The organism is Cellvibrio sp. PSBB023, assembly GCF_002007605.1.
Lineage (GTDB): Bacteria > Pseudomonadota > Gammaproteobacteria > Pseudomonadales > Cellvibrionaceae > Cellvibrio.
The window spans coordinates 1,976,548-1,998,115 of sequence record NZ_CP019799.1 but is presented as its reverse complement, the minus strand read 5'-3'; the positions used below and the strand labels follow the sequence as shown (position 1 = coordinate 1,998,115).

The 21,568-nt window shown below is 49.1% G+C and carries 22 protein-coding genes and 1 tRNA gene; 17 read left to right on the top strand and 6 right to left on the bottom strand.

What is annotated here, in order from left to right; all coding sequences use genetic code 11:
- Window positions 1-49 precede the first annotated feature (49 nt).
- Complete coding sequence (locus tag B0D95_RS08865; RefSeq protein ID WP_078043568.1) at window positions 50-352, bottom strand: YhbY family RNA-binding protein; 303 nt, start codon at window positions 350-352, stop codon at window positions 50-52.
- A 345-nt stretch (window positions 353-697) separates the two neighbouring features.
- Here B0D95_RS08865 and ftsH point away from each other — a divergent pair, with 345 nt between their 5' ends.
- From ftsH to B0D95_RS08825, 7 genes are all read left to right on the top strand, one after another.
- Window positions 698-2,620 carry an ATP-dependent zinc metalloprotease FtsH gene (gene ftsH, locus B0D95_RS08855; RefSeq protein WP_078043566.1) on the top strand — a complete coding sequence of 641 codons (1,923 nt, stop codon included), beginning with the start codon at window positions 698-700 and terminating at the stop codon, window positions 2,618-2,620.
- 84 nt (window positions 2,621-2,704) lie between these two features.
- On the top strand, window positions 2,705-3,568 hold the full coding sequence (gene folP, locus B0D95_RS08850; RefSeq protein WP_078043565.1) for a dihydropteroate synthase: 864 nt from the start codon (window positions 2,705-2,707) through the stop codon (window positions 3,566-3,568).
- Between the two features lie 38 nt (window positions 3,569-3,606).
- A complete protein-coding gene (gene glmM, locus B0D95_RS08845) occupies window positions 3,607-4,944 on the top strand; it encodes a phosphoglucosamine mutase (protein WP_078043564.1) in 1,338 nt (445 codons plus the stop codon).
- Window positions 4,945-5,197: 253 nt separating this feature from the next.
- Window positions 5,198-5,905 (top strand): triose-phosphate isomerase, encoded by a 708-nt coding sequence (tpiA, locus tag B0D95_RS08840; RefSeq protein WP_246841787.1) that lies wholly within the window; start codon window positions 5,198-5,200, stop codon window positions 5,903-5,905.
- A gap of 34 nt (window positions 5,906-5,939) precedes the next feature.
- Window positions 5,940-6,350 (top strand): preprotein translocase subunit SecG, encoded by a 411-nt coding sequence (secG, locus tag B0D95_RS08835; protein ID WP_078043562.1) that lies wholly within the window; start codon window positions 5,940-5,942, stop codon window positions 6,348-6,350.
- Between the two features lie 12 nt (window positions 6,351-6,362).
- Window positions 6,363-6,447: transfer RNA gene (locus B0D95_RS08830), tRNA-Leu, on the top strand.
- A gap of 97 nt (window positions 6,448-6,544) precedes the next feature.
- Window positions 6,545-7,276 (top strand): tRNA-uridine aminocarboxypropyltransferase, encoded by a 732-nt coding sequence (locus tag B0D95_RS08825; RefSeq protein ID WP_078043561.1) that lies wholly within the window; start codon window positions 6,545-6,547, stop codon window positions 7,274-7,276.
- A 291-nt stretch (window positions 7,277-7,567) separates the two neighbouring features.
- On the opposite strand, the gene B0D95_RS08820 is transcribed toward B0D95_RS08825, so the two are convergent.
- Entirely contained in the window at window positions 7,568-8,614 is a 1,047-nt protein-coding gene (locus B0D95_RS08820) for a DUF3530 family protein (RefSeq protein ID WP_168172428.1), read from the bottom strand.
- Between the two features lie 150 nt (window positions 8,615-8,764).
- Here B0D95_RS08820 and rpe point away from each other — a divergent pair, with 150 nt between their 5' ends.
- From rpe to trpC, 5 genes are all read left to right on the top strand, one after another.
- A complete protein-coding gene (gene rpe / locus B0D95_RS08815) occupies window positions 8,765-9,463 on the top strand; it encodes a ribulose-phosphate 3-epimerase (protein ID WP_246841760.1) in 699 nt (232 codons plus the stop codon).
- Window positions 9,464-9,788: 325 nt separating this feature from the next.
- On the top strand, window positions 9,789-11,282 hold the full coding sequence (gene trpE / locus B0D95_RS08810) for an anthranilate synthase component I (protein ID WP_078043558.1): 1,494 nt from the start codon (window positions 9,789-9,791) through the stop codon (window positions 11,280-11,282).
- Window positions 11,279-11,860 (top strand): aminodeoxychorismate/anthranilate synthase component II, encoded by a 582-nt coding sequence (locus B0D95_RS08805; RefSeq protein ID WP_078043557.1) that lies wholly within the window; start codon window positions 11,279-11,281, stop codon window positions 11,858-11,860. Before trpE ends, B0D95_RS08805 begins: the two co-directional genes overlap by 4 nt.
- 84 nt (window positions 11,861-11,944) lie before the next feature.
- Window positions 11,945-12,976, top strand: a complete 1,032-nt coding sequence (gene trpD / locus B0D95_RS08800) for an anthranilate phosphoribosyltransferase (RefSeq protein WP_078043556.1) — start codon at window positions 11,945-11,947, stop codon at window positions 12,974-12,976.
- A gap of 30 nt (window positions 12,977-13,006) precedes the next feature.
- Window positions 13,007-13,804 carry an indole-3-glycerol phosphate synthase TrpC gene (gene trpC, locus B0D95_RS08795; RefSeq protein ID WP_210403698.1) on the top strand — a complete coding sequence of 266 codons (798 nt, stop codon included), beginning with the start codon at window positions 13,007-13,009 and terminating at the stop codon, window positions 13,802-13,804.
- Between the two features lie 79 nt (window positions 13,805-13,883).
- Here the strand turns inward: trpC and crp are convergent, their stop codons facing one another.
- Window positions 13,884-14,519: a cAMP-activated global transcriptional regulator CRP gene (gene crp / locus B0D95_RS08790; RefSeq protein ID WP_078043554.1), complete on the bottom strand. Its 636-nt coding sequence runs from the start codon at window positions 14,517-14,519 to the stop codon at window positions 13,884-13,886.
- Window positions 14,520-14,796: 277 nt separating this feature from the next.
- Between crp and B0D95_RS08785 the strand changes: the two genes are divergently transcribed.
- Window positions 14,797-15,216: an OsmC family protein gene (locus tag B0D95_RS08785; RefSeq protein ID WP_078045680.1), complete on the top strand. Its 420-nt coding sequence runs from the start codon at window positions 14,797-14,799 to the stop codon at window positions 15,214-15,216.
- Between the two features lie 89 nt (window positions 15,217-15,305).
- On the opposite strand, the gene coq7 is transcribed toward B0D95_RS08785, so the two are convergent.
- Window positions 15,306-15,953 (bottom strand): 2-polyprenyl-3-methyl-6-methoxy-1,4-benzoquinone monooxygenase, encoded by a 648-nt coding sequence (gene coq7 / locus B0D95_RS08780; RefSeq protein WP_078043553.1) that lies wholly within the window; start codon window positions 15,951-15,953, stop codon window positions 15,306-15,308.
- A 164-nt stretch (window positions 15,954-16,117) separates the two neighbouring features.
- On the opposite strand from coq7, the gene B0D95_RS08775 reads away from it, so the two are divergent.
- The 4 genes from B0D95_RS08775 to B0D95_RS08760 are packed head-to-tail and all read left to right on the top strand — an operon-like array spanning window position 16,118 to window position 19,707.
- Window positions 16,118-17,599 carry an AAA family ATPase gene (locus B0D95_RS08775; protein ID WP_078043552.1) on the top strand — a complete coding sequence of 494 codons (1,482 nt, stop codon included), beginning with the start codon at window positions 16,118-16,120 and terminating at the stop codon, window positions 17,597-17,599.
- 30 nt (window positions 17,600-17,629) lie between these two features.
- On the top strand, window positions 17,630-18,172 hold the full coding sequence (gene ampD / locus B0D95_RS08770) for a 1,6-anhydro-N-acetylmuramyl-L-alanine amidase AmpD (protein WP_078043551.1): 543 nt from the start codon (window positions 17,630-17,632) through the stop codon (window positions 18,170-18,172).
- Window positions 18,173-18,215: 43 nt separating this feature from the next.
- Window positions 18,216-19,193 (top strand): regulatory signaling modulator protein AmpE, encoded by a 978-nt coding sequence (gene ampE / locus B0D95_RS08765; RefSeq protein WP_078043550.1) that lies wholly within the window; start codon window positions 18,216-18,218, stop codon window positions 19,191-19,193.
- A gap of 31 nt (window positions 19,194-19,224) precedes the next feature.
- Complete coding sequence (locus B0D95_RS08760) at window positions 19,225-19,707, top strand: YajQ family cyclic di-GMP-binding protein (RefSeq protein ID WP_078043549.1); 483 nt, start codon at window positions 19,225-19,227, stop codon at window positions 19,705-19,707.
- 62 nt (window positions 19,708-19,769) lie between these two features.
- On the opposite strand, the gene B0D95_RS08755 is transcribed toward B0D95_RS08760, so the two are convergent.
- On the bottom strand, window positions 19,770-21,062 hold the full coding sequence (locus tag B0D95_RS08755) for an MFS transporter (protein ID WP_078043548.1): 1,293 nt from the start codon (window positions 21,060-21,062) through the stop codon (window positions 19,770-19,772).
- Between the two features lie 38 nt (window positions 21,063-21,100).
- A complete protein-coding gene (locus B0D95_RS08750; protein WP_168172427.1) occupies window positions 21,101-21,433 on the bottom strand; it encodes an MGMT family protein in 333 nt (110 codons plus the stop codon).
- Between the last annotated feature and the right edge of the window lie 135 nt (window positions 21,434-21,568).

Below are 21,568 nucleotides of genomic sequence, written 5' to 3'. Positions count from 1 at the left end.
TGCTGACATACAGTTATAAAAAAACCGCCTTTGGGCGGTTTTTTTATTCCTAGCGATGCAGATTAGACAGCTTCGGATTGGCTTTTTTATTGTGGCGATAGAGTAAAACAACTTTGCCTATCTCCTGAATTAACTCAACATTGGGTAGTCCAAGCAGCTCTGCAACCAGCTCTTTGCGTTCGTCGCGCTCGGCAATCGCCAGTTTTACTTTGATCAGTTCGTGGTCATCCAGGGCGCGATTCAGCTCGGCAATAACGCCATCACTCAAGCCATTGCCTGCGATGGTAACGATAGGGTTTAACTTGTGGCCAATAGTACGAAATTGTTTTTTGCGCTCGGTGTTGATCGGCATACACTTACCTGAAGTAATAGAAGAAATAATGGCGCGCATTCTACTCCATTCTCGTTATCAAGGCTTGTATTTGGGCACAGGAGTGGTGAAAGCCTGGGTGTTTCATGGCAATAATTGGCGGTTGGCCTTGTTTTTGGCGCCCCTGGCCCCAATCATCCCTCCCGTACAATGCTTTTGCCAAGTGAGTATGGGTGGTAAATGCCAAGGGTTAAACTTGGAAAAAACCGGCGATTTAACGTCAAAGATGTGTAAGAATTAGCGAATTCCATTGGGACTCTGTAGGTCGTAGCGCTATGCTGGATACAGATGCTTCCACCAAGATGATGTAACTATGAGGATTTTTCCTTGAACGATATAACCAAAAATCTCGTGCTCTGGCTGGTGATCGCCGTAGTCCTGTTTAGTGTGTTTGAGGGCTTCAACAAGCAGTCAGCGAGCAACACGTTAAATTACTCGGATTTTATCGCCAGTGTGCGCGATGACCGGGTAAAAGAGGTGACCATTGATGGTTTGGTTATCGAAGGTATTAACAGAGATAGCTCTACGTTCAAGACCATTCGCCCTCAAGTTCAGGACCCCAAGCTGATTGATGATCTCTACAATCATAACGTGACCATCAAAGGTCGTGAAGTTGAGCAGCCCAGCCTGCTGAACCAGCTATTGGTAGCCAGTTTTCCCATTTTGATTATTATCGCGGTGTTCTGGTTCTTTATGCGCCAAATGCAAGGCGGTGCTGGTGGTAAAGGCGGCCCCATGAGCTTTGGTAAGAGCAAGGCACGCTTACTGGGTGAGGATCAAATCAAAACTACCTTTGCCGATGTTGCGGGCGTCGATGAAGCCAAAGAGGAAGTACAAGAGCTGGTTCAATACCTGCGCGATCCTTCCAAGTTTCAGCGTTTGGGCGGTCAAATCCCTCGTGGTGTACTGATGGTCGGCCCTCCGGGTACCGGTAAAACCTTGCTGGCTAAGGCGATAGCGGGCGAAGCGAAAGTCCCGTTCTTCTCCATTTCTGGTTCGGACTTTGTTGAAATGTTTGTCGGTGTCGGCGCCAGTCGTGTGCGCGATATGTTTGAGCAGGCAAAGAAACAAGCCCCCTGTATTATTTTTATCGATGAGATTGATGCCGTAGGTCGCCATCGCGGTGGTGGCCATGGTGGTGGTCATGATGAGCGTGAGCAAACCCTTAACCAGCTATTGGTCGAAATGGACGGTTTTGAAGGCAATGATGGCGTGATCATTATTGCGGCCACTAACCGTGCCGATGTATTAGATAAGGCGTTGTTACGTCCAGGTCGTTTTGATCGCCAGGTGTATGTCGGTTTACCGGACATCCGTGGTCGCGAACAAATCCTGAAAGTGCATATGCGCAAAGTACCGCTGGACGAGCGTATCAGTGCTTCGGTTATTGCTCGCGGCACACCAGGGTTTTCGGGTGCTGAACTGGCCAACTTGGTGAATGAAGCGGCGCTGATGGCGGCTCGTGGCAATAAGCGTTTAGTGACAATGGAAGATTTTGAAAAGGCGCGCGATAAAATCATGATGGGCGCGGAGCGTCGCACCATGGTGATGAGCGAAAAAGAGAAAGAGAATACAGCCTATCATGAGGCTGGTCATGCCATTGTTGGTCGTATAGTGCCAGAGCATGATCCTGTTCATAAGGTGACCATTATCCCGCGTGGGCGCGCATTGGGTGTTACCCAGTTTCTGCCTGAGACAGACAAATACAGCTTGAGTCGTCGTGCGCTTGAGTCGAGTATTTGTACCCTGTTTGGTGGGCGAATTGCGGAATTGATGACCCTTGGTGAAGACGGTATTACTACCGGTGCATCTAACGACATTGAGCGTGCCACAGCGATTGCACGCAATATGGTGACCAAGTGGGGCTTGTCATCCAAGCTTGGGCCTCTTCATTATGGTGAAGAAGAAGGAATGTACCCCGGTATGGCTAGCCAGCAATACTCGGATGATACCTCCAAAAATATTGATGAAGAGGTTCGTCGCATTATCGAAGAGTGCTATGCGCGCGCGCAGAAAATCCTTGAAGATAACCGCGATATTCTGGAAGCAATGAAAGACGCACTAATGGAGTATGAAACTATCGATGCTGATCAGGTGGATGATCTGATGGCGCGCCGTAAAGTACGTCCACCACGCGACTGGAATGATGATGATTTCAACAGTCACTTGCGCGAGAAGGAAGAAAAGGAAAAAGGCAGTTCCGGGGATAACCCGGCAGGTCCTATCGGTGGTCCAGCCAATACACATTAATCCTTTTATAGGCTAACCAAGAACCCCGAGCTTGCTCGGGGTTCTTGTTTTATAATAGCCACCCACCAAACTATCCGCCTTTTTATGAAACCAATGTTTTCTTCTGTGTCCAGCTTGCGCTGTGGTAAGCATCTATTGGACCTGAGTCGTCCGGTGGTAATGGGTATATTAAATACAACACCAGACTCCTTCTCGGATGGGGGTAGCTACTACCAGAACCACCGGTTATCACTGGATCTTGCCGTGCGCCGTGCAGAACAAATGTTAGCGGAAGGTGCGCAGATAATAGATATTGGTGGTGAGTCCACCCGCCCTGGGGCCCCTGTGGTATCGGAGCAGGAGGAGCTGGAACGTGTGGTGCCAGTAGTTGAGGCGGTTGCAGGTAAATTAGGTGCATTGGTATCTGTGGATACCAGTTCGGCACAGGTCATCCGTGAGTCGGCCAGACATGGCGCAGGCCTAATCAATGATGTACGTGCGCTGCAACGTGATGGCGCGCTTGCAGCTGCTGCTGCGGCAGGTTTGCCTGTGTGTTTGATGCATATGCAGGGTGAGCCTGACACTATGCAGGAAAATCCCCATTACAGTGACGTGGTTGAGCAGGTGTCCAGTTTTCTGCAGCAGCGAATAACGGATTGTCTCGCTGCTGGAATAGCGCGCGAACAAATCCTCCTCGACCCTGGGTTTGGATTTGGTAAAACGCTCGCGCATAATCTCGCGCTTTTGCAGCGCTTACCGGAATTCGCGCGCTTGGGGCTGCCTTTGTTGGTGGGTATGTCGCGCAAGTCCATGGTTGCCCAATTGCTTGGTCGACCAGTTGAGCAACGCTTGGCTGGAAGCTTGGCACTGGCGCTGCTCGCCGCGGAGCGCGGTGCATCTATTATTCGTGTTCATGATGTCGCTGAAACGGTTGATGTCCTGAAAGTTCTTGCTGCTGTAAATCCATAATTGGTTTCAGCTACCTATTGATAGCGGAGTAAGGAAGTATGTCTCGCAAGTATTTTGGTACAGATGGTATTCGCGGTTTGGTGGGAGAGTTCCCCATTACCCCGGATTTTATGCTCAAGCTGGGTTGGGCTGCTGGTTGTGTATTGAAGGATCGTTTCGACGGTCAAAATATGATTTTGATTGGTAAAGATACGCGTATTTCTGGTTATATGTTTGAGTCTGCATTGCAGGCTGGATTGATTAATGCCGGTGTAGACGTTGGTCTGTTGGGGCCAATGCCAACGCCTGGAGTTGCTTATTTGACCCGTACCTTTAAGGCGCAGGCCGGTATAGTTATTAGCGCATCACACAATAGCTATGTTGATAATGGCATCAAGTTTTTTGGCGGTAATGGCAGTAAATTGCCAGATGAGTTGGAGAGCCTCATCGAACAGCAGCTTGAGCAGCAAATGTCGACAGCAGAAAAGCTGGGCAAGGCACGCCGTATTGCAGATGCATCTGGCCGCTATATCGAATTTTGCAAAGGCACTATGCCTTGGGGATTTAACCTTAAGGGCATGCATATCGTTCTGGATTGCGCGAATGGCGCTACCTATAACATCGCGCCTGATGTGTTTACTGAGCTGGGCGCACGCATAACCCCTTTATTTGTTGAACCCAACGGCACAAATATCAATCGTAGCTGCGGTTCCACCAAGCCAGAAGCCCTGCAAGAAAAGGTTGTTGAGCTGGGGGCAGACTTGGGGATTGCATTTGATGGTGATGGCGATCGCGTGGTCTTTGTAGACCACAAGGGCGAGTTGGTCGATGGTGATGAATTGCTGTACATCATTGCGGCTTATCAGCATGAATACGCCGGTGGTTGCGATGGTGTTGTCGGCACCTTGATGAGTAATTTTGGTTTTGAACTAGGGCTTAAAAAACTCAATGTTCCCTTTGCGCGGGCAAAGGTGGGTGATCGTTATGTTATTGAGTTGATGAGAGCAAATGGTTGGCGTTTAGGCGGTGAAAACTCCGGTCATATAGTATGCAGCAATGTGACCACGACAGGTGACGGCATTATTGCCGCGCTGCAAGTGCTGCTTGCAGTAACGACTATGGGGGAGCCGTTGCATCGCCTCAAAAAAGCAATGACCAAGTTGCCGCAGGTGATGATCAATGTGCATATGTCAAAGCGCGTTGACTTGAGTAGCAATACGACGATCCAATCTGCAGTTAAGCACACTGAGGATAAGCTTGCGGGTACTGGCAGAGTACTGCTTCGTCCATCGGGTACTGAGCCTGTAGTGCGCGTCATGGTTGAAGGCGAGGACAAAAAACAGGTCAAGGAATTGGCGCAGGAACTGGCGGCGACTGTTGAGGCTGCGCTCAACTGATTTCTAGGTGAATGGGGCTATATGCCCCAGCATTAATGCGCAAAATGTATCCGGTCAGGTTAAGTTGTGCTCACGAGTTAAAATACTCCTCCGCTTAGTTTAAAAAAACAGATAAAAATCAGATGTTAAGCCAAGATTTGGTTGTATGTTGAAATCATCTTGGCTAAGATTAGCGCCCGCTTTGGGGGAGGTATTGCTGTTGACTAAAGCAAGTAACACCAAGCGCCGCCAACTTGTGGTTGGCAACTGGAAGATGAATGGTAATTTGCGTGAAAACGCAGTGCTACTAAAAGCAATTGCCGTCGGATGGCATGGTCAGCGTAACGCTGATGTTGTAATTTGCCCTCCTTTCCCATATCTCGCTCATGCTGCAACCGTGTTGTCTGGCCTCGATATTATGATCGGCGCGCAAACGGTAAGTGAATATGAAAAAGGTGCTTATACCGGCGAGGTTTCTGCCGAAATGCTTGCAGATTTGAATTGCAAATTTGTAATAATTGGTCACAATGAGCGCCGTCGAATGCAGCGCGAATCTGACCTTCAAGTTGCAGAAAAATTTGTTCAAGCTCAACAGGCAGGTTTGATTCCAATACTCTGTGTAGGGGAATCTCTTGAAGATCGTGAAAAAGGAATGCATCTACAAACTATTAGTCGCCAGCTTGATGCTGTGTTTGATTTAGTCGATAAGTCGATGTTTTCCAATGCTGTACTCGCTTATGAGCCTGTTTGGGCTGTAGGCACAGGTAAAACAGCAACACCGAGTCAGGCAGAAGAAGTGCATAAATATATGCGCAGCCAACTGGGTGAGATAGGTGAAGATGTAAGAATATTGTATGGTGGCAGTGTTAAGGCTCACAACGCAGAGCAGTTATTTGCGTTAAGCGATATTGACGGTGCCTTGCTCGGCGGTGCATCACTCGATGCTGACGAGTTTCTAGCAATCTGTAAGGCCGCTGAATAAGCACTTTACATCAAGCGCTCAAGAGAGCTTTGCAATGGAAAAATTAGTACTCATTATTCATTCGCTTGCGGCAATCGCCATTATTGGTTTGATTTTATTGCAGCAAGGTAAAGGCGCAGCAGCTGGTGCTTCGTTTGGTGCTGGTGCATCGCAAACAGTATTTGGCAGTGAAGGCAGTGGTAACTTTTTTACTCGTGCTACTGCAGTTATTGCAGCAATTTTCTTTTGTACCAGCTTTGGTTTAGCGATTATTGCTAAAAACCAGTCTCAGGTAGCAACTAAAGGGTTAGTTGTTCCGGCAGAGTTACAACAACAAGAAGTTCCTGCGGCTTCTGATGTACCTGCGAGTGAGATTCCAGCTGCTACAACAACTCCTTCTGATGTGCCTGCAGTACAGAGCGAAGCTGCTCCAAGTGCTGCTCAGCCTGAAGAGAAAAAGGAGTAATTAAAGGTCTTTGCCCCGGTGGTGGAATTGGTAGACACGCTATGTTGAGGTCGTAGTGGCGAAAGCTGTGCCGGTTCGAGTCCGGCCCAGGGCACCAAATAAAAAAGCGCTCCTAAGAGCGCTTTTTTTTCGTCTGTGATTTTTATTTATCTGGTAGCTGTTGCTGATAATCTGCAGTGGTTGGAGTAAACAATGTGACAAGTGAGTATCCCAATCAGTACTTGCGTTTACGTGCGCAACGACTTGCTGAATCTACGCGTGAGTTTCTCGCGCGGGGAAAATCAGTGGTGCGTTGTGATGCCTGTCAACTTGCGGCATTTGCCTGTATTTGCCCATGGCAACCACGCTTGGCGGCAAGTTGTGAGTTTCTGCTCTTGATGCATCGTGATGAGGTTTTTAAGCCAACTAATACCGGACGGCTTATTGCTGATGTATTGCCTGCGCAGACCCATGTATTTTGCTGGAGTCGAACCGAACCGGATCCTGCATTGTTGGCGCTGCTGAATGATACCCAGCGACGTTGCGTTGTTGTATTTCCGGCAGAAGCTGCCGGTAGCGCCTCAATACAGCGTGAAGTAGTGCGAGAGTTACCGGTAGATGGAAAACTGACAACTTTTATCCTTTTGGATGGGACATGGAAGCAAAGCGGCAGGATGTTTCATCTCAGTCGCTGGCTGGATACTGTGCCTTGCGTACAGCTGCCGGAGGCACTTGTGCGTGGCTATGCGGTTAGGAAGTCGCATCAGGAGCATTACCTGTCTACCGCGGAGGCAGCTGGTTTATGTTTGCAAATGGCTCGTGAGCAACGTGCTGCAGATGGATTGTTAGGCTACTTTCAGTTATTCAACATGCATTATTTGGCTACCCGTGCGACACAGCCTCCTGTTATTGGTGATTTACATGCGCAGATATTGGGTTATCGCTGAGGTGATGCTGTTAATGTCGCGCACAAGCATGCCGATTACGGCTAGGCGCTAGCGGCAATTTCCTACAAAAAGCAGTGAACTTTGCGACTATTCCTAAAGGCTTCCTTACTGGAGAATGGCATCTAACAAGGAGGTCGTCAGGGAAGGTAGGTTGGCCAAGCAGGGTCAAGGGAAGCGCCTAATATGAGTACTCACTCGGTAGGCAGTAAGGAAGTTGCTCGATGAGAACAGGATGTTCATTGTCGAGGGGGTAACCCAAAAGCGGTATCGGCTTGTGCTGATACCGCTTTTTTAGTTTATGGTCCCTGGTGTTTTTTCATCCTCTTTTTTCAGTTCAATCCCGCTGGCTTTTTTCTGCATAAAGCCGCGCACTCGCCCCAATAGAAAACTTTGAAAGTCGGTTTCGGTGATGGTCGGTTGGTTGTTGATTTGCAATTGTTGATAGTCATCCAGCTTTTTGCGCATGGCAACTGCGCGATGAAGGTTGCGTGCCGTTTGTTGTGCTGCATCATCTGGTGTAAAAAAAATATCCATTACCGGTAGTTGTTTCGAGTCAAAAATGCTCTCCAATTCCTCTCTGTTTAAAGGCTCTTGCTGTTGCAGGTTGATAATGATGAGTGCTTGGAGGGGGCCATCAATAGTCTTGGGATCCTTTGGGTTGTCATTAATCATAGGGAGTAGTTTTTGTAGGCTAGGGTAGGCGCTGCTGTTATCGGTCAGAACCACAACGTTGAATTGATTTTTCTCTTTTAAATAGTTGAGTGCTGCATCTATATACGCTGCGATCAGTTGCTCCCGCGGAACACTTGATGCGCTTGAGCTTGAGCTTGAGCTTGAGCTTGAGTTTGAGCTTGATGCGCTAGCTGCTGGTGCAGCATCAGGTGAGCTTGGTTCATTAGTATTTTTTTCGTCACTGCTCTCATCGCTTTGGCTTGAGGATGATGAGGAGGGTCTTGCTGGAATTGGGGGAGCTATTTTTGGCGGCACGGCCAAGGCGAGAGTTTCCCAGCCATAGCGTGGCAAGTTTGCGCGCACGTTTTCCAACGTTGGTGGCCAGTGTTGAGGATCTTCCGCGGCATGTAGTAATAGCAATACGCCGAGAGTTGATTTGGCTTCTGTGATACGGTGCATCGCCAATATTTTTCCATATTCAGTGTCCAGCCACAGGCTTTCATCTTGTAGGGCATTGGCGATAAGTGTTCTGTCGCGCATGGCGCGCGATTCATAAGGTGGTGCCTCCGATGAAACGCTGCTGCTTGCTTGGGATTCGCTTTGTTGTGGGTCGCTCTGCGCTGCCGTATTTTCTGTTTCTTGGGTATGCCCATCAGCGGCTAACAATGTCAGTCCAAGCAGTAGGCTGAGAAGGTAATTGGCGAAACTAATTGGCCTTTGGTGGTGAGCTGATGGCATGGTTTGACCTTGCATGCTGTAGGTTGTGTGGCTTTTCGCCTAAAATAGGGCTTGCTGTTGATACATATCGGGACAATTATGAAGAACTTGAGTCGTATGCAAGATTTTAAACGGGATTACAAAATTGCACCGTCCATTCTTTCAGCTGACTTTGCACGTTTGGGTGCAGAGGTTGATGCTGTATTGGAGGCGGGTGCTGACTTTATTCATTTTGATGTGATGGATAATCACTATGTGCCAAATTTAACTGTCGGCCCAATGGTATGTAAGGCCCTGCGTAACTACGGTGTAACGGCACCGATTGACGTGCATTTAATGGTTGAGCCTGTTGATGACCTTATCGTTCAATTTGCAGACGCTGGCGCAACTTATATTACGTTTCATCCCGAGGCATCGCGCCATGTGGATCGCTCATTGCAGTTGATTAAAGATCGCGGTTGTAAGGCCGGTTTGGTGCTCAACCCGGCCAGTTCACTGGAGCAGATTCACTATGTGATGGATAAGCTCGATATGCTGTTATTAATGTCTGTTAACCCCGGTTTTGGTGGCCAGAAATTTATACCCTACGTGCTGGATAAGTTGCGCGCTGCACGCACCCTGATTGACTCCAGTGGTTTGCCTATCCGTCTGGAGGTTGATGGCGGTGTTGGACTTGCCAATATTGGCGAAGTGGCTGCTGCTGGCGCAGATACATTTGTCGCTGGCTCAGCCATATTTAATGCGCCGGATTACAAGGCTGTTATTGCAGAAATGCGTGCACAGTTGGCGCAAGTTTAAGTTGGGTTTCCCAAGTTGAATGAAGGTGTTGAATGAGGGTAGGCATGTGCAGATTAATTCAGTACACTTGCCCTCACGATCAACAGGAACCATCCTCGTGAACAACGCTACTTCCATCATCACAGAGTGCGCTACCCACCTTGCCGCCCGATGGCGCCGCTAGTTCATCTTGCTATATGTCACTTTTAGGTTGATGTATGGCTTGCCTTCTCTCTGTTTGCGTAATGAGCTCCTGTTAATGGAACCGCGCACTCAAATTAATACATCGAATTTCCGATAACGATAAGACTTGTACACGATTGGGTGGCAAGCAAAAGGTAATCCCATGAACTCCGAACAGTTTGCTCAATTAGCGGCGCAAGGTTACAACCGCATTCCGGTTATGCGCGAAGTCCTGGCCGATTTGGATACGCCGCTCTCGTCTTACCTCAAACTCGCCGCCGGTCCTTACTCTTACTTATTTGAATCTGTACAAGGCGGTGAAAAATGGGGCCGCTACTCCATGATTGGCTTGCCGGCACGCACAGTATTAAAAGCCTTGGGTGATCAAATCACCGTAGAGCGTGATGGTGAGGTTATTGAAACCCATGAGTGTGCCGATGCGCTTGCTTTTGTAGAGACCTTTAAGGAGCGCTATCGCGCGCCAGAGCTACCCGGCTTGCCACGATTTACCGGTGGTCTGGTGGGGTACTTTGCTTACGATTGTATCCGTTATGTCGAGCCGCATTTAAAAGCGAGTACCCCCAAAGATGTGATAGGTACGCCTGATATTTTGTTGAGCGTGTCAGATGAGGTGTTGGTATTTGACAACTTGGCGGGCAAATTAATTTTTGTTATTCACGCCAATCCTGATGTTGAAAACGCATTTGTAAAAGCCAATGCCAGACTGGATGAGCTGGAACAGAAGCTGCGCGGTGAAATTCCCGCAACTCCTGGTTTGTCGCTCGGAAACAATGGCGATAGCGAGCCTCATTTTACTTCCAATTGCGGCGAAGAAAATTTTCACGGTTACGTCAATAAAATCAAAAACTATATCTTGGCTGGCGATACGATGCAGGTGGTTGTATCCCAGCGTATGTCTATTGATTTTGCAGGTGAGCCAATTAACCTGTATCGCGCATTGCGCAACCTGAATCCCTCGCCTTATATGTATTTCATGGATTTGGGTGATCATCACGTTGTAGGTTCAAGCCCGGAGATTCTGGCGCGTTTGGAAGATGGTGAAGTAACTGTGCGTCCGATTGCTGGGACCCGTCGCCGTGGTCGCACAGCAGAAGAAGATAAAGCGCTGGAAATTGAGCTGGTCAATGATCCCAAGGAAATTGCCGAGCATTTAATGTTGATCGATCTGGGGCGCAATGATGTGGGGCGCGTGGCCAAAATCGGCAGCGTAAAACTGACAGATAAAATGGTGGTAGAGCGTTACTCCCATGTGATGCACATTACCTCCAATGTCACCGGGACATTAAAAGAGGAGCTGCGGGCAATGGATGTGTTGCGTGCAGCGCTGCCAGCGGGAACCTTGAGCGGCGCCCCCAAAATTCGTGCGATGGAAATTATCGATGAGTTGGAGCCGGAAAAGCGCGGTATCTATGGCGGCGCAGTGGGTTATATCGCCTGGAATGGCAACATGGATACGGCTATCGCCATTCGCACAGCCGTGATTAAGAACGGCAAACTCTACGTGCAGGCTGGTGCAGGTGTTGTTGCTGATTCGGTGCCGGCCTTGGAGTGGAAAGAAACCATGAATAAAGCCCGGGCAATCTTCAAAGCGGTTGATATGGTCGGTGAGCCAAGTCTCAAAGGTGATACAAAATGATTTTAATGATCGATAATTACGACTCATTTACCTACAACCTGGTGCAATATTTCGGTGAGCTGGGTGCTGATATCAAGGTTGTGCGCAATGATGAGATCACCTTGGATGAGATAGCGACATTGGCACCGGAAAAAATTGTTATTTCTCCCGGGCCTTGCACCCCAACAGAAGCGGGTGTGTCGGTTGAGACTATTCAAACCTTCGCAGGAAAAATTCCGATTTTGGGGGTTTGTCTGGGGCACCAGAGTATTGGGCAGGCATTGGGAGGTAAAGTGATTCGCGCCCCCTATGTAATGCACGGTAAAACCTCACCGGTCTATCACAGTAACACTGGTATATTTCGCGGGTTAGCCAACCCATTTCAAGCCACGCGCTACCACTCGCTGGTGATTGAAAAAGAGTCTTTACCCGATTGTCTGGAGATTACTGCCTGGACGCAAAATGACGATGGAAGTGTGGCTGAAATCATGGGTGTTAAGCACAGAACGCTCGCGTTGGAAGGGGTTCAGTTTCACCCTGAATCCATTTTAACGGAACATGGTCACGATATGCTGCGCAACTTTTTGACAGCATATTAATTTGAATTTATCGCTCCTGACTTACTGACAACAAATACGGCGCACTGTTGATTGGGGGCGCCAATTCTAAAAAGGTAAAAGGCAATGGATATCAAACAAGCATTAACAAAATTGGTGGCGCGCATCGACCTGAGTACAGAGGAAATGATCTCGGTGATGCGTATTGTGATGACTGGTGGAGCAACACCTGCACAAATCGGCGGCTTTTTGGTTGCCTTGCGCATGAAAGGCGAGACACTGGATGAAATTACCGGTGCAGCAATGGTGATGCGCGAACTGGCAACGCCAGTCGATATTGATGTGAATTATTTGGTAGATACCTGTGGTACCGGTGGCGATGGCGCCAACTTATTTAATATCTCAACCGCCAGTGCTTTTGTGGTCGCCGCTGCAGGTGGAAGAGTTGCCAAGCACGGCAATCGCTCCGTCTCCAGCTCAACGGGTAGTGCTGATGTGTTGGAAGCTGCTGGTATTAAGCTGGATATCACCGCCGAGCAGGTGGCGCGCTGTGTGCGTGAAATTGGTGTTGGTTTTATGTTTGCCCCGGCACATCACAGCGCTATGCGCCATGCCATCGGGCCGCGCAAAGAATTGGGTATGCGTACTATTTTTAACATGCTTGGCCCTATGACAAATCCTGCCAATGTGAAGCGCCAGGTGATAGGGGTATTTAATGGCGAGCTATGCAAGCCTATGGCGGAAGTGCTGGGGCGTTTGGGCAGTGAGCATGTGATGGTAGTGCATGCAAAAGATGGCCTTGATGAAATTAGCCTGTCGACTGAAACACAAATCGCAGAGTTGAAGAATGGTGAAATTCGCGAATACATCATCAAACCGGAAGATTTTGGTATGCAATCCAAGAGCTTGATTGGTTTGAGCGTTTCCAATGCTGAAGATTCGCTGCTGTTGATTCGCGATGCGCTGGGGAATCGCCGTGGTCAGTACGCAGAGAAAGCCGCCGATATTATTGCGCTTAATGCGGGTGCTGCGATTTATGTCAGCGGAGTAGCGAGCAGTTTGTCCGACGGTGTTGAAATGGCGCGCGATGCTATTGGCAGCAGTTTGGCAGGCGAGAAAATTCGCGAATTAGCCGCATTTACGCAATATCTGCAATAACTTTTTGTTACACGTTTTTTGGAAGATTCCATGTCTGATACACCAACGGTACTGCGCAAAATTATTGCGCGCAAATGGGAAGAAATCGCCGAGCGTAAGGCGCAGGTTTCGCTGGACCAGTTAAAAATACAAGCCGCTCAGCAAACACCGACTCGGGGTTTCGTAAAAGCGATTGAAAATAAAATCGCGCAAGGCAAGGCAGGTGTGATCGCTGAGATTAAAAAAGCATCACCCAGTAAGGGGGTGATTCGCGAGCATTTTGTGCCGGATGAAATTGCGCGTTCCTATGAGCAGGGTGGTGCGGCATGCTTGTCAGTTTTGACAGATGTCGATTTTTTTCAGGGTGCTGATGTTTACCTGCAACAGGCGCGTGCTGCCGTTAGTTTGCCAGTGATTCGCAAGGACTTTCTGGTAGACGAGTACCAAATATATGAAGCCCGGGCGATGGGAGCTGATTGCGTTCTGCTAATTGTCGCGGCACTCTCTCCGGAAAAGTTGGCAGAACTGAATAGCCTGGCACAACGTATTGGTTTGGATGTATTGGTGGAAGTGCACGACGAGCAGGAGCTGGATATTGCGCTGGCATTACCTAACAAATTAATCGGCATTAATAATCGCAACCTGCACACCTTCGATGTGACTCTGGATACGACCTATAAATTGCTCGATAAAATTGGCAGTGATCGCATTGTAGTTACTGAAAGCGGAATTCTTGCACCAGCCGATGTGCAGGCCATGCGCAGCAAAAATGTAAATGCGTTTTTGGTGGGCGAGGCGTTTATGCGCGCTGATGAGCCAGGCATTGCCTTGGCGAATTTTTTTGCCTGATTTAATCTGAGTGCAGTAAAAAAGCCCTCATTATTCAAGTTAATGCGGGCTTTTTTATGATTTGGGTAATGATGTCGGTTTAGCGGGTGCCAAATACAACCATTGTTTTACCTTTCACCATCACCAGACCTTGCTCTTCCAGGGTCTTTAGTACACGGCCAACCATTTCACGCGAACAGCCTACAATGCGTCCAATCTCCTGGCGGGTAATTTTAATTTGCATACCATCAGGGTGAGTCATGGCATCAGGCTCTTTGCAAAGCTCAAGCAGGGTGCGTGCGACACGACCGGTAACATCCAGGAAGGCGAGGTCACCGACTTTGCGGGTGGTTGCACGCAGGCGGCGCGCCATTTGGCTGCCCAGTGCAAAAAGGAATTCAGGGTGCTCTTCAGAAATCTCCTGAAATTTGGCATAGCTGATTTCAGCGACTTCACATTCTGATTTGGCGCGTACCCAGGCACTGCGTGAGTCTTTGTCGTCAAAAAGGCCCATTTCACCAAAAAAGTCACCGTCATTGAGGTAGGCGACGATCATTTCGTGGCCTTCGTCATCTTCAATTAATACAGTAACTGAACCTTTGACTATGTAATAAAGCGAATCGCTTTTGTCGCCAGCGTAAATGATGGTGCTCTTGGCTGGGTAACGGCGACGATGGCAATGAACCAGAAATTCTTCCACATTCTTAATGTGCGGTGTGAGTGAGACAGCGACCAAGGTGTGGCTCCAAAGTTGAATGGTAATAATTAGTTAATATTTATATCACTATTTGGGATATAAAATTTATTATGACACATGCTTAAAGTACTGCTAGAGATATGCCAGAACAACCTTAAAATTTGTGATGTAGTTATAAGCTCAGAGAAATGAATTGTCTACAAAAAGTCGACAAATGTCTGTTGTGTGTTGATTTTCGTGACATTTTCGATTTGATGGTCTGCTGTGTTACGCTAAGCATCTATTTTTAAACACGATTTTTATGGCGGTGCAAGATATGCAAGCAGTGGTTAAATGGGTTGATGGCGCGCAATTTTTGGGTGAGTCGGGCAGTGGCCATGCAGTATTGATGGATGGCCCGCCGGACCACGGTGGCCGTAATACCGGCGTTCGCCCTATGGAAATGCTGTTGATTGGTTTGGGCGGCTGCTCTTCATTTGATGTCATGAGCATCCTTACCAAAGCTCGCCAGCAGGTTACTGATTGCCGTTGCGAACTGGAGGCCGAACGCGCAGAAGGTGTTCCTTCACCCTTTACGAAAATACACATGAGGTTTTTGGTGACAGGAAAAGAGTTGAAAGAGGCGCAAGTAAAACGCGCTGTTGAATTATCGGCAACCAAGTATTGCTCTGCATCTATTATGCTGGAAGCTGGTGGCGTAGAAATTACCCATTCTTACGAGATTCGTGAGGTCTGATACGGGCAATTTGCATCACTTTGCCAAAAACAACAATGCCCGCGTTTGCGGGCATTGTGGTTTTTGGCCTCGCTGAAAGCAGGGCGTATTTACAAGCGGTAGCTGGCCGTTGTCATGACTTTGGATACCAGTGTCATCACACCTTTTACGGGGGCGGGGAAACGATAGCCTCCGGCACTAAGTGCCATATCGGCATGGCGGGCTTCGTCGTCCAGCATTTGCGAGACCACAGCGCGGCTAGGTATATCTGCTACTGGTAACTCGGCCAAATGATGTTGCAGATGTTTGCAGACTTGATCTTCCGTTGCCGCAACAAACCCCAGGCTGACTTTATCGCTAATTAGCCCTGCACCGGCGCCAATCGCAAAGGAGAGTCCATACCACATTGGATTCAAATAGCTGGTGTGACTGCCGAGTGCGTCGATGCGCTGTTGGCACCACACCAGATGGTCAATTTCTTCGTCGGCGGCATGTTCCATTTCCGCGCGAACATGAGGCAGCTTGGCGGTCAGTGCTTGTCCTTGGTATAGCGCTTGGGCGCAGACTTCCCCGGTGTGATTGACGCGCATCAAGGCGGCTGATTTTTTGCGTTCTGTTTCTGACAGGTCGCCTTCACTCAGTGGCAGGGCGGGTGACGGCCGCTCGCTGGTCATATCGCTGCCTGCCACCAAGGTGCGCAGGGCGCGATCGGCATTGATAATCAGGTTGTCGATGAAACTGTGTCGAATCTGGGACATGGCGCATTACCTTGAATCACTAATAGGGCTATTTAAACAGAAATCGTCGCACTCGGCACTTGTACCTTGGCGCATTTGTTTGCGTTGCATCAAATCATTGCAAGCCAGCAGGCGGCACTGCATGCTGGCGCCTTTCATTCATTTCCTGCTCGAAGGAGACAAGCGTGCAAGATGTAAACGAAATAAAGCTGCTATTGGATGCCCGTATCCCACTCGTAGTCATAGAAACCTTCGAAGAGAAAAAAGCCCTGGATGTGTTGCTCAAGGTGGCAAACACCCAGGGTAAGGATCTGCACCGCTGGTCGCTCACTGATGGCTTGGCGCGCTTGAATTTCGGCCCCCAATTGGTTCCCAAGGGCAGTTCGTTGAACGATCCGGAGGAAATGCTGCGCCATATCAAGCAGCAGCATCAGCCTGCCATGTTTGCGTTGTGCGATTTGCATCCCTTTCTGACTGATAATGCTCAAGTTGTTCGTCTGTTGAAAGATATCGCCCTCAATCACTTTGCGGTGCCGCATACGCTGGTATTGCTGAGTTATCAGTTGCGCTTGCCGCCAGAGTTGTCGCGCTACAGCGCTTCCTATGCCCTGACCCTGCCGAGCGATGACAAAATTATGGATATCATTCGTGAGGAGGCTAAGGATTGGTCTGATCGCCATGCGGGCGCGCGGGTAAAAACGGACAATCTCACGCTGAAAAAGCTGGTGAACAACCTGCAGGGCATGAGTGTCAGCGATGTGCGTCGCTTGGTGCGTAGCGCGATCTGGAATGATGGCTCGCTCAACGAAGACGATTTGCCCAAAATCAATAAAGCCAAATTTGCACTGCTGGATATGGAGGGCGTGGTCAGCTTTGAGCAGCAGACGGAGGATTTCTCCAACGTTGGCGGTTTGCAGAACTTGAAGCGTTGGCTGCTCACCCGTCGCGGCGCATTTAATGATGAGGAGTCCAAACTGGACCGCCCCAAGGGGATTTTACTGTTAGGTGTGCAGGGTGGCGGCAAAAGTCTCGCTGCCAAAGCGGTGGCTGGCCTGTGGGGATTGCCCCTGATGCGCATGGATGTCGGGGCGCTCTACAACAAATTCCATGGTGAAACCGAGCGCAACCTGCGCGAGGCGCTCAAATTGGCCGACGCCATGTCGCCTTGTGTGCTCTGGCTGGATGAAATCGAAAAAGGTATGGCGCAGGATGGTAATGACAATGGCGTATCGCAGCGTTTGTTGGGCACCTTGCTGACCTGGATGGCAGAGCGGCGCTCACGGGTGTTTATTGTTGCCACCAGCAATGATATTTCGCGCTTACCGCCAGAGCTGATTCGCAAAGGGCGTTTGGATGAAATCTTTTTTGTCGATTTGCCTGAAGTGGCGGTGCGGCAGGATATTTTCTCTATACACCTGCGCAAGCGCGGTTGCGATGCCCTGCAGTTTGATTTGCAACGCCTTGCCAACGCTAGCGATGGCTTTTCGGGATCAGAGATTGAACAGGCGATTATCGCCGCACTCTACTCAGCGGCTGCCGAGGCGCAGGCACTGACTACTGATATTCTCTTGCGTGAAATAGCGGCCACCAGCCCCTTGTCGGTAGTTATGGCTGAGCAGATTTCACAGTTGCGGCGCTGGGCTGAAGACCGCACCATTCCGGCATAAAGCAGGGTATTTATGATACAAGGCGATAACATGATGATTCACGATGGTTGGTTGAGTGGCGTCAATATTTGCCCATCACCCAATAGCAATTCGCGGCCTGAATCGGTAGATATCAGTCTATTGGTGGTACACAACATCAGCTTGCCGCCGGGCGAGTTCGGCGGCGGTTATGTGCAGGCCTTCTTCCAAAATAGGCTAGATATTAACGCCCATCCTTATTTTGAAACCATTGCGGGCTTGCAGGTATCTGCTCATTTATTTATTGAACGCGATGGCGCAATTACCCAGTTTGTGCCTTTTACCGCGCGCGCCTGGCATGCCGGTGCATCCAGTTTTGACGGGGTCTCCAACTGTAATGATTACAGTGTTGGCGTAGAGTTGGAGGGTACTGACGAGCTACCTTATACCGATGCCCAATACCTGGCCCTGGAGAAAGTTACTCGCCAGTTGATGCTGACTTATCCTAAACTAACGCTTGAGCGCATCACTGGTCATGAGCATATAGCGCCCGGACGCAAAACTGACCCGGGTCCTGCCTTTGATTGGCAGCGTTTTCGCAGAGCGCTTTTATAAAGCCCTCGTTTCACATTTATTGACCGATGAGTGATAAAACACAATGATTTTTCTCAGCTTGGTTGTTGTTCTCGCAATCGTCTACTGGCTCGGTTCTGCCAGTTTTATCCACTACGATGGCTGGTTTAAATGGCTAATCAACCGTCTGCAAAAAATCCCCGGATTTTCCGCATCACCTGTTCCACCATTGCTATTGGCGTTGCTGATTCCACTGGTGACGCTGGTGTTTATCTTTTTATTAATTCATCACTTTGCGGGTAAGCACTGGTTATTTTTCCTCTATGTGCCGGTGTTGCTGTACAGTTTGGGGCGCGGCAACATTTTGGCCGATGCGCGCGAATATATCGCGCTGGCAACCCGTGGCGATGGTGTTGCAGCCGCACAATTAATTGATCGTTTACGCGGCAATACGCCCGCAGAGCAAAACAGTGCTGATGTGTCTGATTGGCGTGAGATGCATACCGAAGCGTTAAAAGTTTTTGCATATCGCGGTTTTGAGCGCAGTTTTGCGGTACTTTTCTGGTTTTTTATCGCGGGGCCATTCGGAGCGCTGTTGTACCGTTTGAGTGTGCTCTATCGCGATTTTGCGCCGCAGGACAGCGATAGCTTCCGCGCTGCGAGTAAATGGCTGTGGCTGTTGGAATTACCTGCCGTGCGTTTGATGGGCGTTACCTGGGCCTTTGTCGGCAATTTTGAAACCTGTCCCTTGCGCAAGAATTTATTGGACACCCAAAGCCCGTCTGACTATGTATTGAACGAGTGTTTACGCGGTGCACTGGGTGCGCCCACTGACTGTTCAGCAGCCACCATGGCACAAATGGATCCCGCCGAAAAAGCGGAAATGGAAGAGGAAATGGCGGAGGAGACTCAGGATATTATTGAAGATCTCACTGGCGATGTAATCACCACCCATTCCGAGCCTGCCTATTCGTTTGCGTTGGTGAAATCGAGCTTGCCGCTTTATTCGCGTTCGCTGTTGTTCTGGATTTGTGCGATTGCGTTTGCAACGCTGATTGTGTAATTGAATTGATTGAGTGTGAAAGAGGTTTGTTATGCCATCGTTTGATGTAGTGTCCGAAGTTGATAAACATAATTTGACCAATGCGATTGATCAGACCCAGCGACTGATTACCAATCGTTTTGATTTTAAAGGTGTAAATGCAACCTTCGAGCGCAAAGAATATGAAATCACCATTACCGCCGATGCCGAGATGCAACTGGATCAAATGCTGGATGTGCTCAGGCCCAATATGGCGAAAAATGGGATTGATGTGAGTTGCCTGGATATTGGGCCGATCAAAACGGCAGGTAAGCAAGTAAAGCGGGATATCACCGTGCGTACGGGAATTGATAAGGAGCTGGCAAAAAAAATTGTCGCCTTGGTAAAAGAGAAAAAGCTGAAAGTGCAAGCCAGTATTCAGGGTGAGCAGGTGCGTGTCACCGGCAAAAAACGCGATGACTTACAAGAGTGTATCGCCGCGTTGCGTGCTGCTGAATTTGGAATGCCAATGCAGTTTGAAAATTTCCGCGACTAGGCGGTTCTGCAGTTTACCGTTTTGGCTGGATGAAAAGCTGCCGGAGAAATCCGGCGGCTTTTTTATTGCAGTTTGTCTGCCTGAATGCGATGCCAAATCCAGGCGAGCAACAACAGAGTTGGTATGACGGAAAAGGTACTCATAATAAAAAAGGCCGAGTAGCTACTTGCTTCCACAATGTATCCCGATAACCCGCCGATAAATTTACCGGGTAAATTGGCGAGTGAGGCGAGCAGTGCATATTGCGTCGCCGTGAAATTACGATTGGTAAGGCTCGACATAAATGCAACCAATACAACCCCTGCAAACCCTTGCGATAAATTGTCTGCACTGATGGTGGCAAAAAATGCCCAGTTCTCGCCGGGGTTATTGGCCATCAGCAAGTAGGCAATATTGGAAATCGATATGGCGAGTGCTGCAATCACCAGCATTGAGCGCAAACTAAATGCGGCGATACAAATCCCACCTAAAAATGCACCTGCTATACCTATCCACACACCGTAAACTTTAGAGACTGTGGCTATATCGGCTTTGGTATAACCTGAGTCTAAATAAAATGGCCCAGCCAGTACGCCGATCATTTGATCTGGCAATTTGAATAGTCCAACAAAGGCGAGCAGTGCCAGTGCGAGCCAAATGCCATTGCGCGAAAAAAATTCCTGAAACGGTTTTATAAATGCATCCCTCAAGCGAATTTCGCGTATCGCCAATGCTTGCGCCGCCGGTTCTTTGGATAATAATCCCGCTAACAAGGGCAATAAAATGCAAGCGGCCATCACGAGATAAGCTGTTGTCCAACTGGTGAGTTCTGCTAAATACAAGGCTATAGCGCCCGAGATAATCAGTCCGAAGCGATAACCTAAAATATAGGTTGCGGCGAGTGCGGCTTGTGACTGCACTGGCGCGACTTCAATGCGATAGGCATCTACCACTATGTCTTGCGTGGCTCCTGCAAGCGCGACTAATCCTGTCAGTGCAACAAATAACAAGAGCGATGATTGCGGGCCAAACAGTGCCATACCTGCCAGTGCGGAAATGAGCAATAGTTGTGACAGCGCCAGCCAGCCTTTTCGGCGGCCTAAAAATGGCAGTGGGTAGCGATCAATTAATGGCGCCCACAAAAATTTCAATACATAAAAAAAACTCGCATAGCTCACCAGGCCAATCACACTCAGCGCTACGCCTGTATCGCGCAGCCAGGTTGAGAGTGTGGCGCCAACCAATAAAAAGGGTAAGCCAGAGCCGAAGCCCAAAAACAGCATGGTCAGTGCGGAGGGGGTGGCGAAGGCGCGTTTGATACCCGCCCAACCCTTGTAGTTTTGCGATTCACTGTCAGCGTGTGGTGATGAAGTCATAGGGCCTGTATTCATGTGTGGTGATAGGGTCGTGTGTGCTAATCGGTTGAATGTGCTGCGGCCGCATTGTAGCGATAAATGCGCAGATTAATTTTCCCTCGTTCAAAAATCACACCTTCTGCTTCCAGTCGCGCTTGCTGTATTTTTCGCCCCTCGGAATCTTCCGGCAGCGATAGTCGCCCTTGCGCGTTAATCACCCGGTGCCAGGGCAGGGTGGTGTTCTCGCTCAGCCCTGACATGAGTCTTCCTGCCAAGCGGGCTGCGCCCGGTAGGCCTGCAAGTTTGGCTAGCTCACCATAAGTCACGACTTTTCCCGGTGGAATGGTCATCAGCGCCAGATAAATGGCTTCTTTGTGTTGATTGCTGCTCATCAGGGGTTGTGTGTCCGTGAATTGATCAAGTACATGGAAGATTTACCTCGCTAAACTCAAGGTAACCTAAATTAACACTATTAACATTTTTGGCGTTGCAGCGGTGGGTGTGGCTCACTTTAATGAGTATTTCCC

Coding starts and splice junctions, on each gene's coding strand:
- rpe (WP_246841760.1), top strand. CDS start 8,765: ATGAAGAACTTGAGTCGTATGCAAGATTTTAAACGGGATTACAAAATT.
- ampE (WP_078043550.1), top strand. CDS start 18,216: ATGATTTTTCTCAGCTTGGTTGTTGTTCTCGCAATCGTCTACTGGCTC.
- coq7 (WP_078043553.1), bottom strand. CDS start 15,953: ATGTCCCAGATTCGACACAGTTTCATCGACAACCTGATTATCAATGCC.
- folP (WP_078043565.1), top strand. CDS start 2,705: ATGAAACCAATGTTTTCTTCTGTGTCCAGCTTGCGCTGTGGTAAGCAT.
- tpiA (WP_246841787.1), top strand. CDS start 5,198: ATGAATGGTAATTTGCGTGAAAACGCAGTGCTACTAAAAGCAATTGCC.
- ampD (WP_078043551.1), top strand. CDS start 17,630: ATGATGATTCACGATGGTTGGTTGAGTGGCGTCAATATTTGCCCATCA.
- trpC (WP_210403698.1), top strand. CDS start 13,007: ATGTCTGATACACCAACGGTACTGCGCAAAATTATTGCGCGCAAATGG.
- trpD (WP_078043556.1), top strand. CDS start 11,945: ATGGATATCAAACAAGCATTAACAAAATTGGTGGCGCGCATCGACCTG.
- B0D95_RS08865 (WP_078043568.1), bottom strand. CDS start 352: ATGCCGATCAACACCGAGCGCAAAAAACAATTTCGTACTATTGGCCAC.
- glmM (WP_078043564.1), top strand. CDS start 3,607: ATGTCTCGCAAGTATTTTGGTACAGATGGTATTCGCGGTTTGGTGGGA.
- B0D95_RS08805 (WP_078043557.1), top strand. CDS start 11,279: ATGATTTTAATGATCGATAATTACGACTCATTTACCTACAACCTGGTG.
- trpE (WP_078043558.1), top strand. CDS start 9,789: ATGAACTCCGAACAGTTTGCTCAATTAGCGGCGCAAGGTTACAACCGC.
- B0D95_RS08760 (WP_078043549.1), top strand. CDS start 19,225: ATGCCATCGTTTGATGTAGTGTCCGAAGTTGATAAACATAATTTGACC.
- secG (WP_078043562.1), top strand. CDS start 5,940: ATGGAAAAATTAGTACTCATTATTCATTCGCTTGCGGCAATCGCCATT.
- B0D95_RS08785 (WP_078045680.1), top strand. CDS start 14,797: ATGCAAGCAGTGGTTAAATGGGTTGATGGCGCGCAATTTTTGGGTGAG.
- B0D95_RS08755 (WP_078043548.1), bottom strand. CDS start 21,062: ATGACTTCATCACCACACGCTGACAGTGAATCGCAAAACTACAAGGGT.
- B0D95_RS08750 (WP_168172427.1), bottom strand. CDS start 21,433: ATGAGCAGCAATCAACACAAAGAAGCCATTTATCTGGCGCTGATGACC.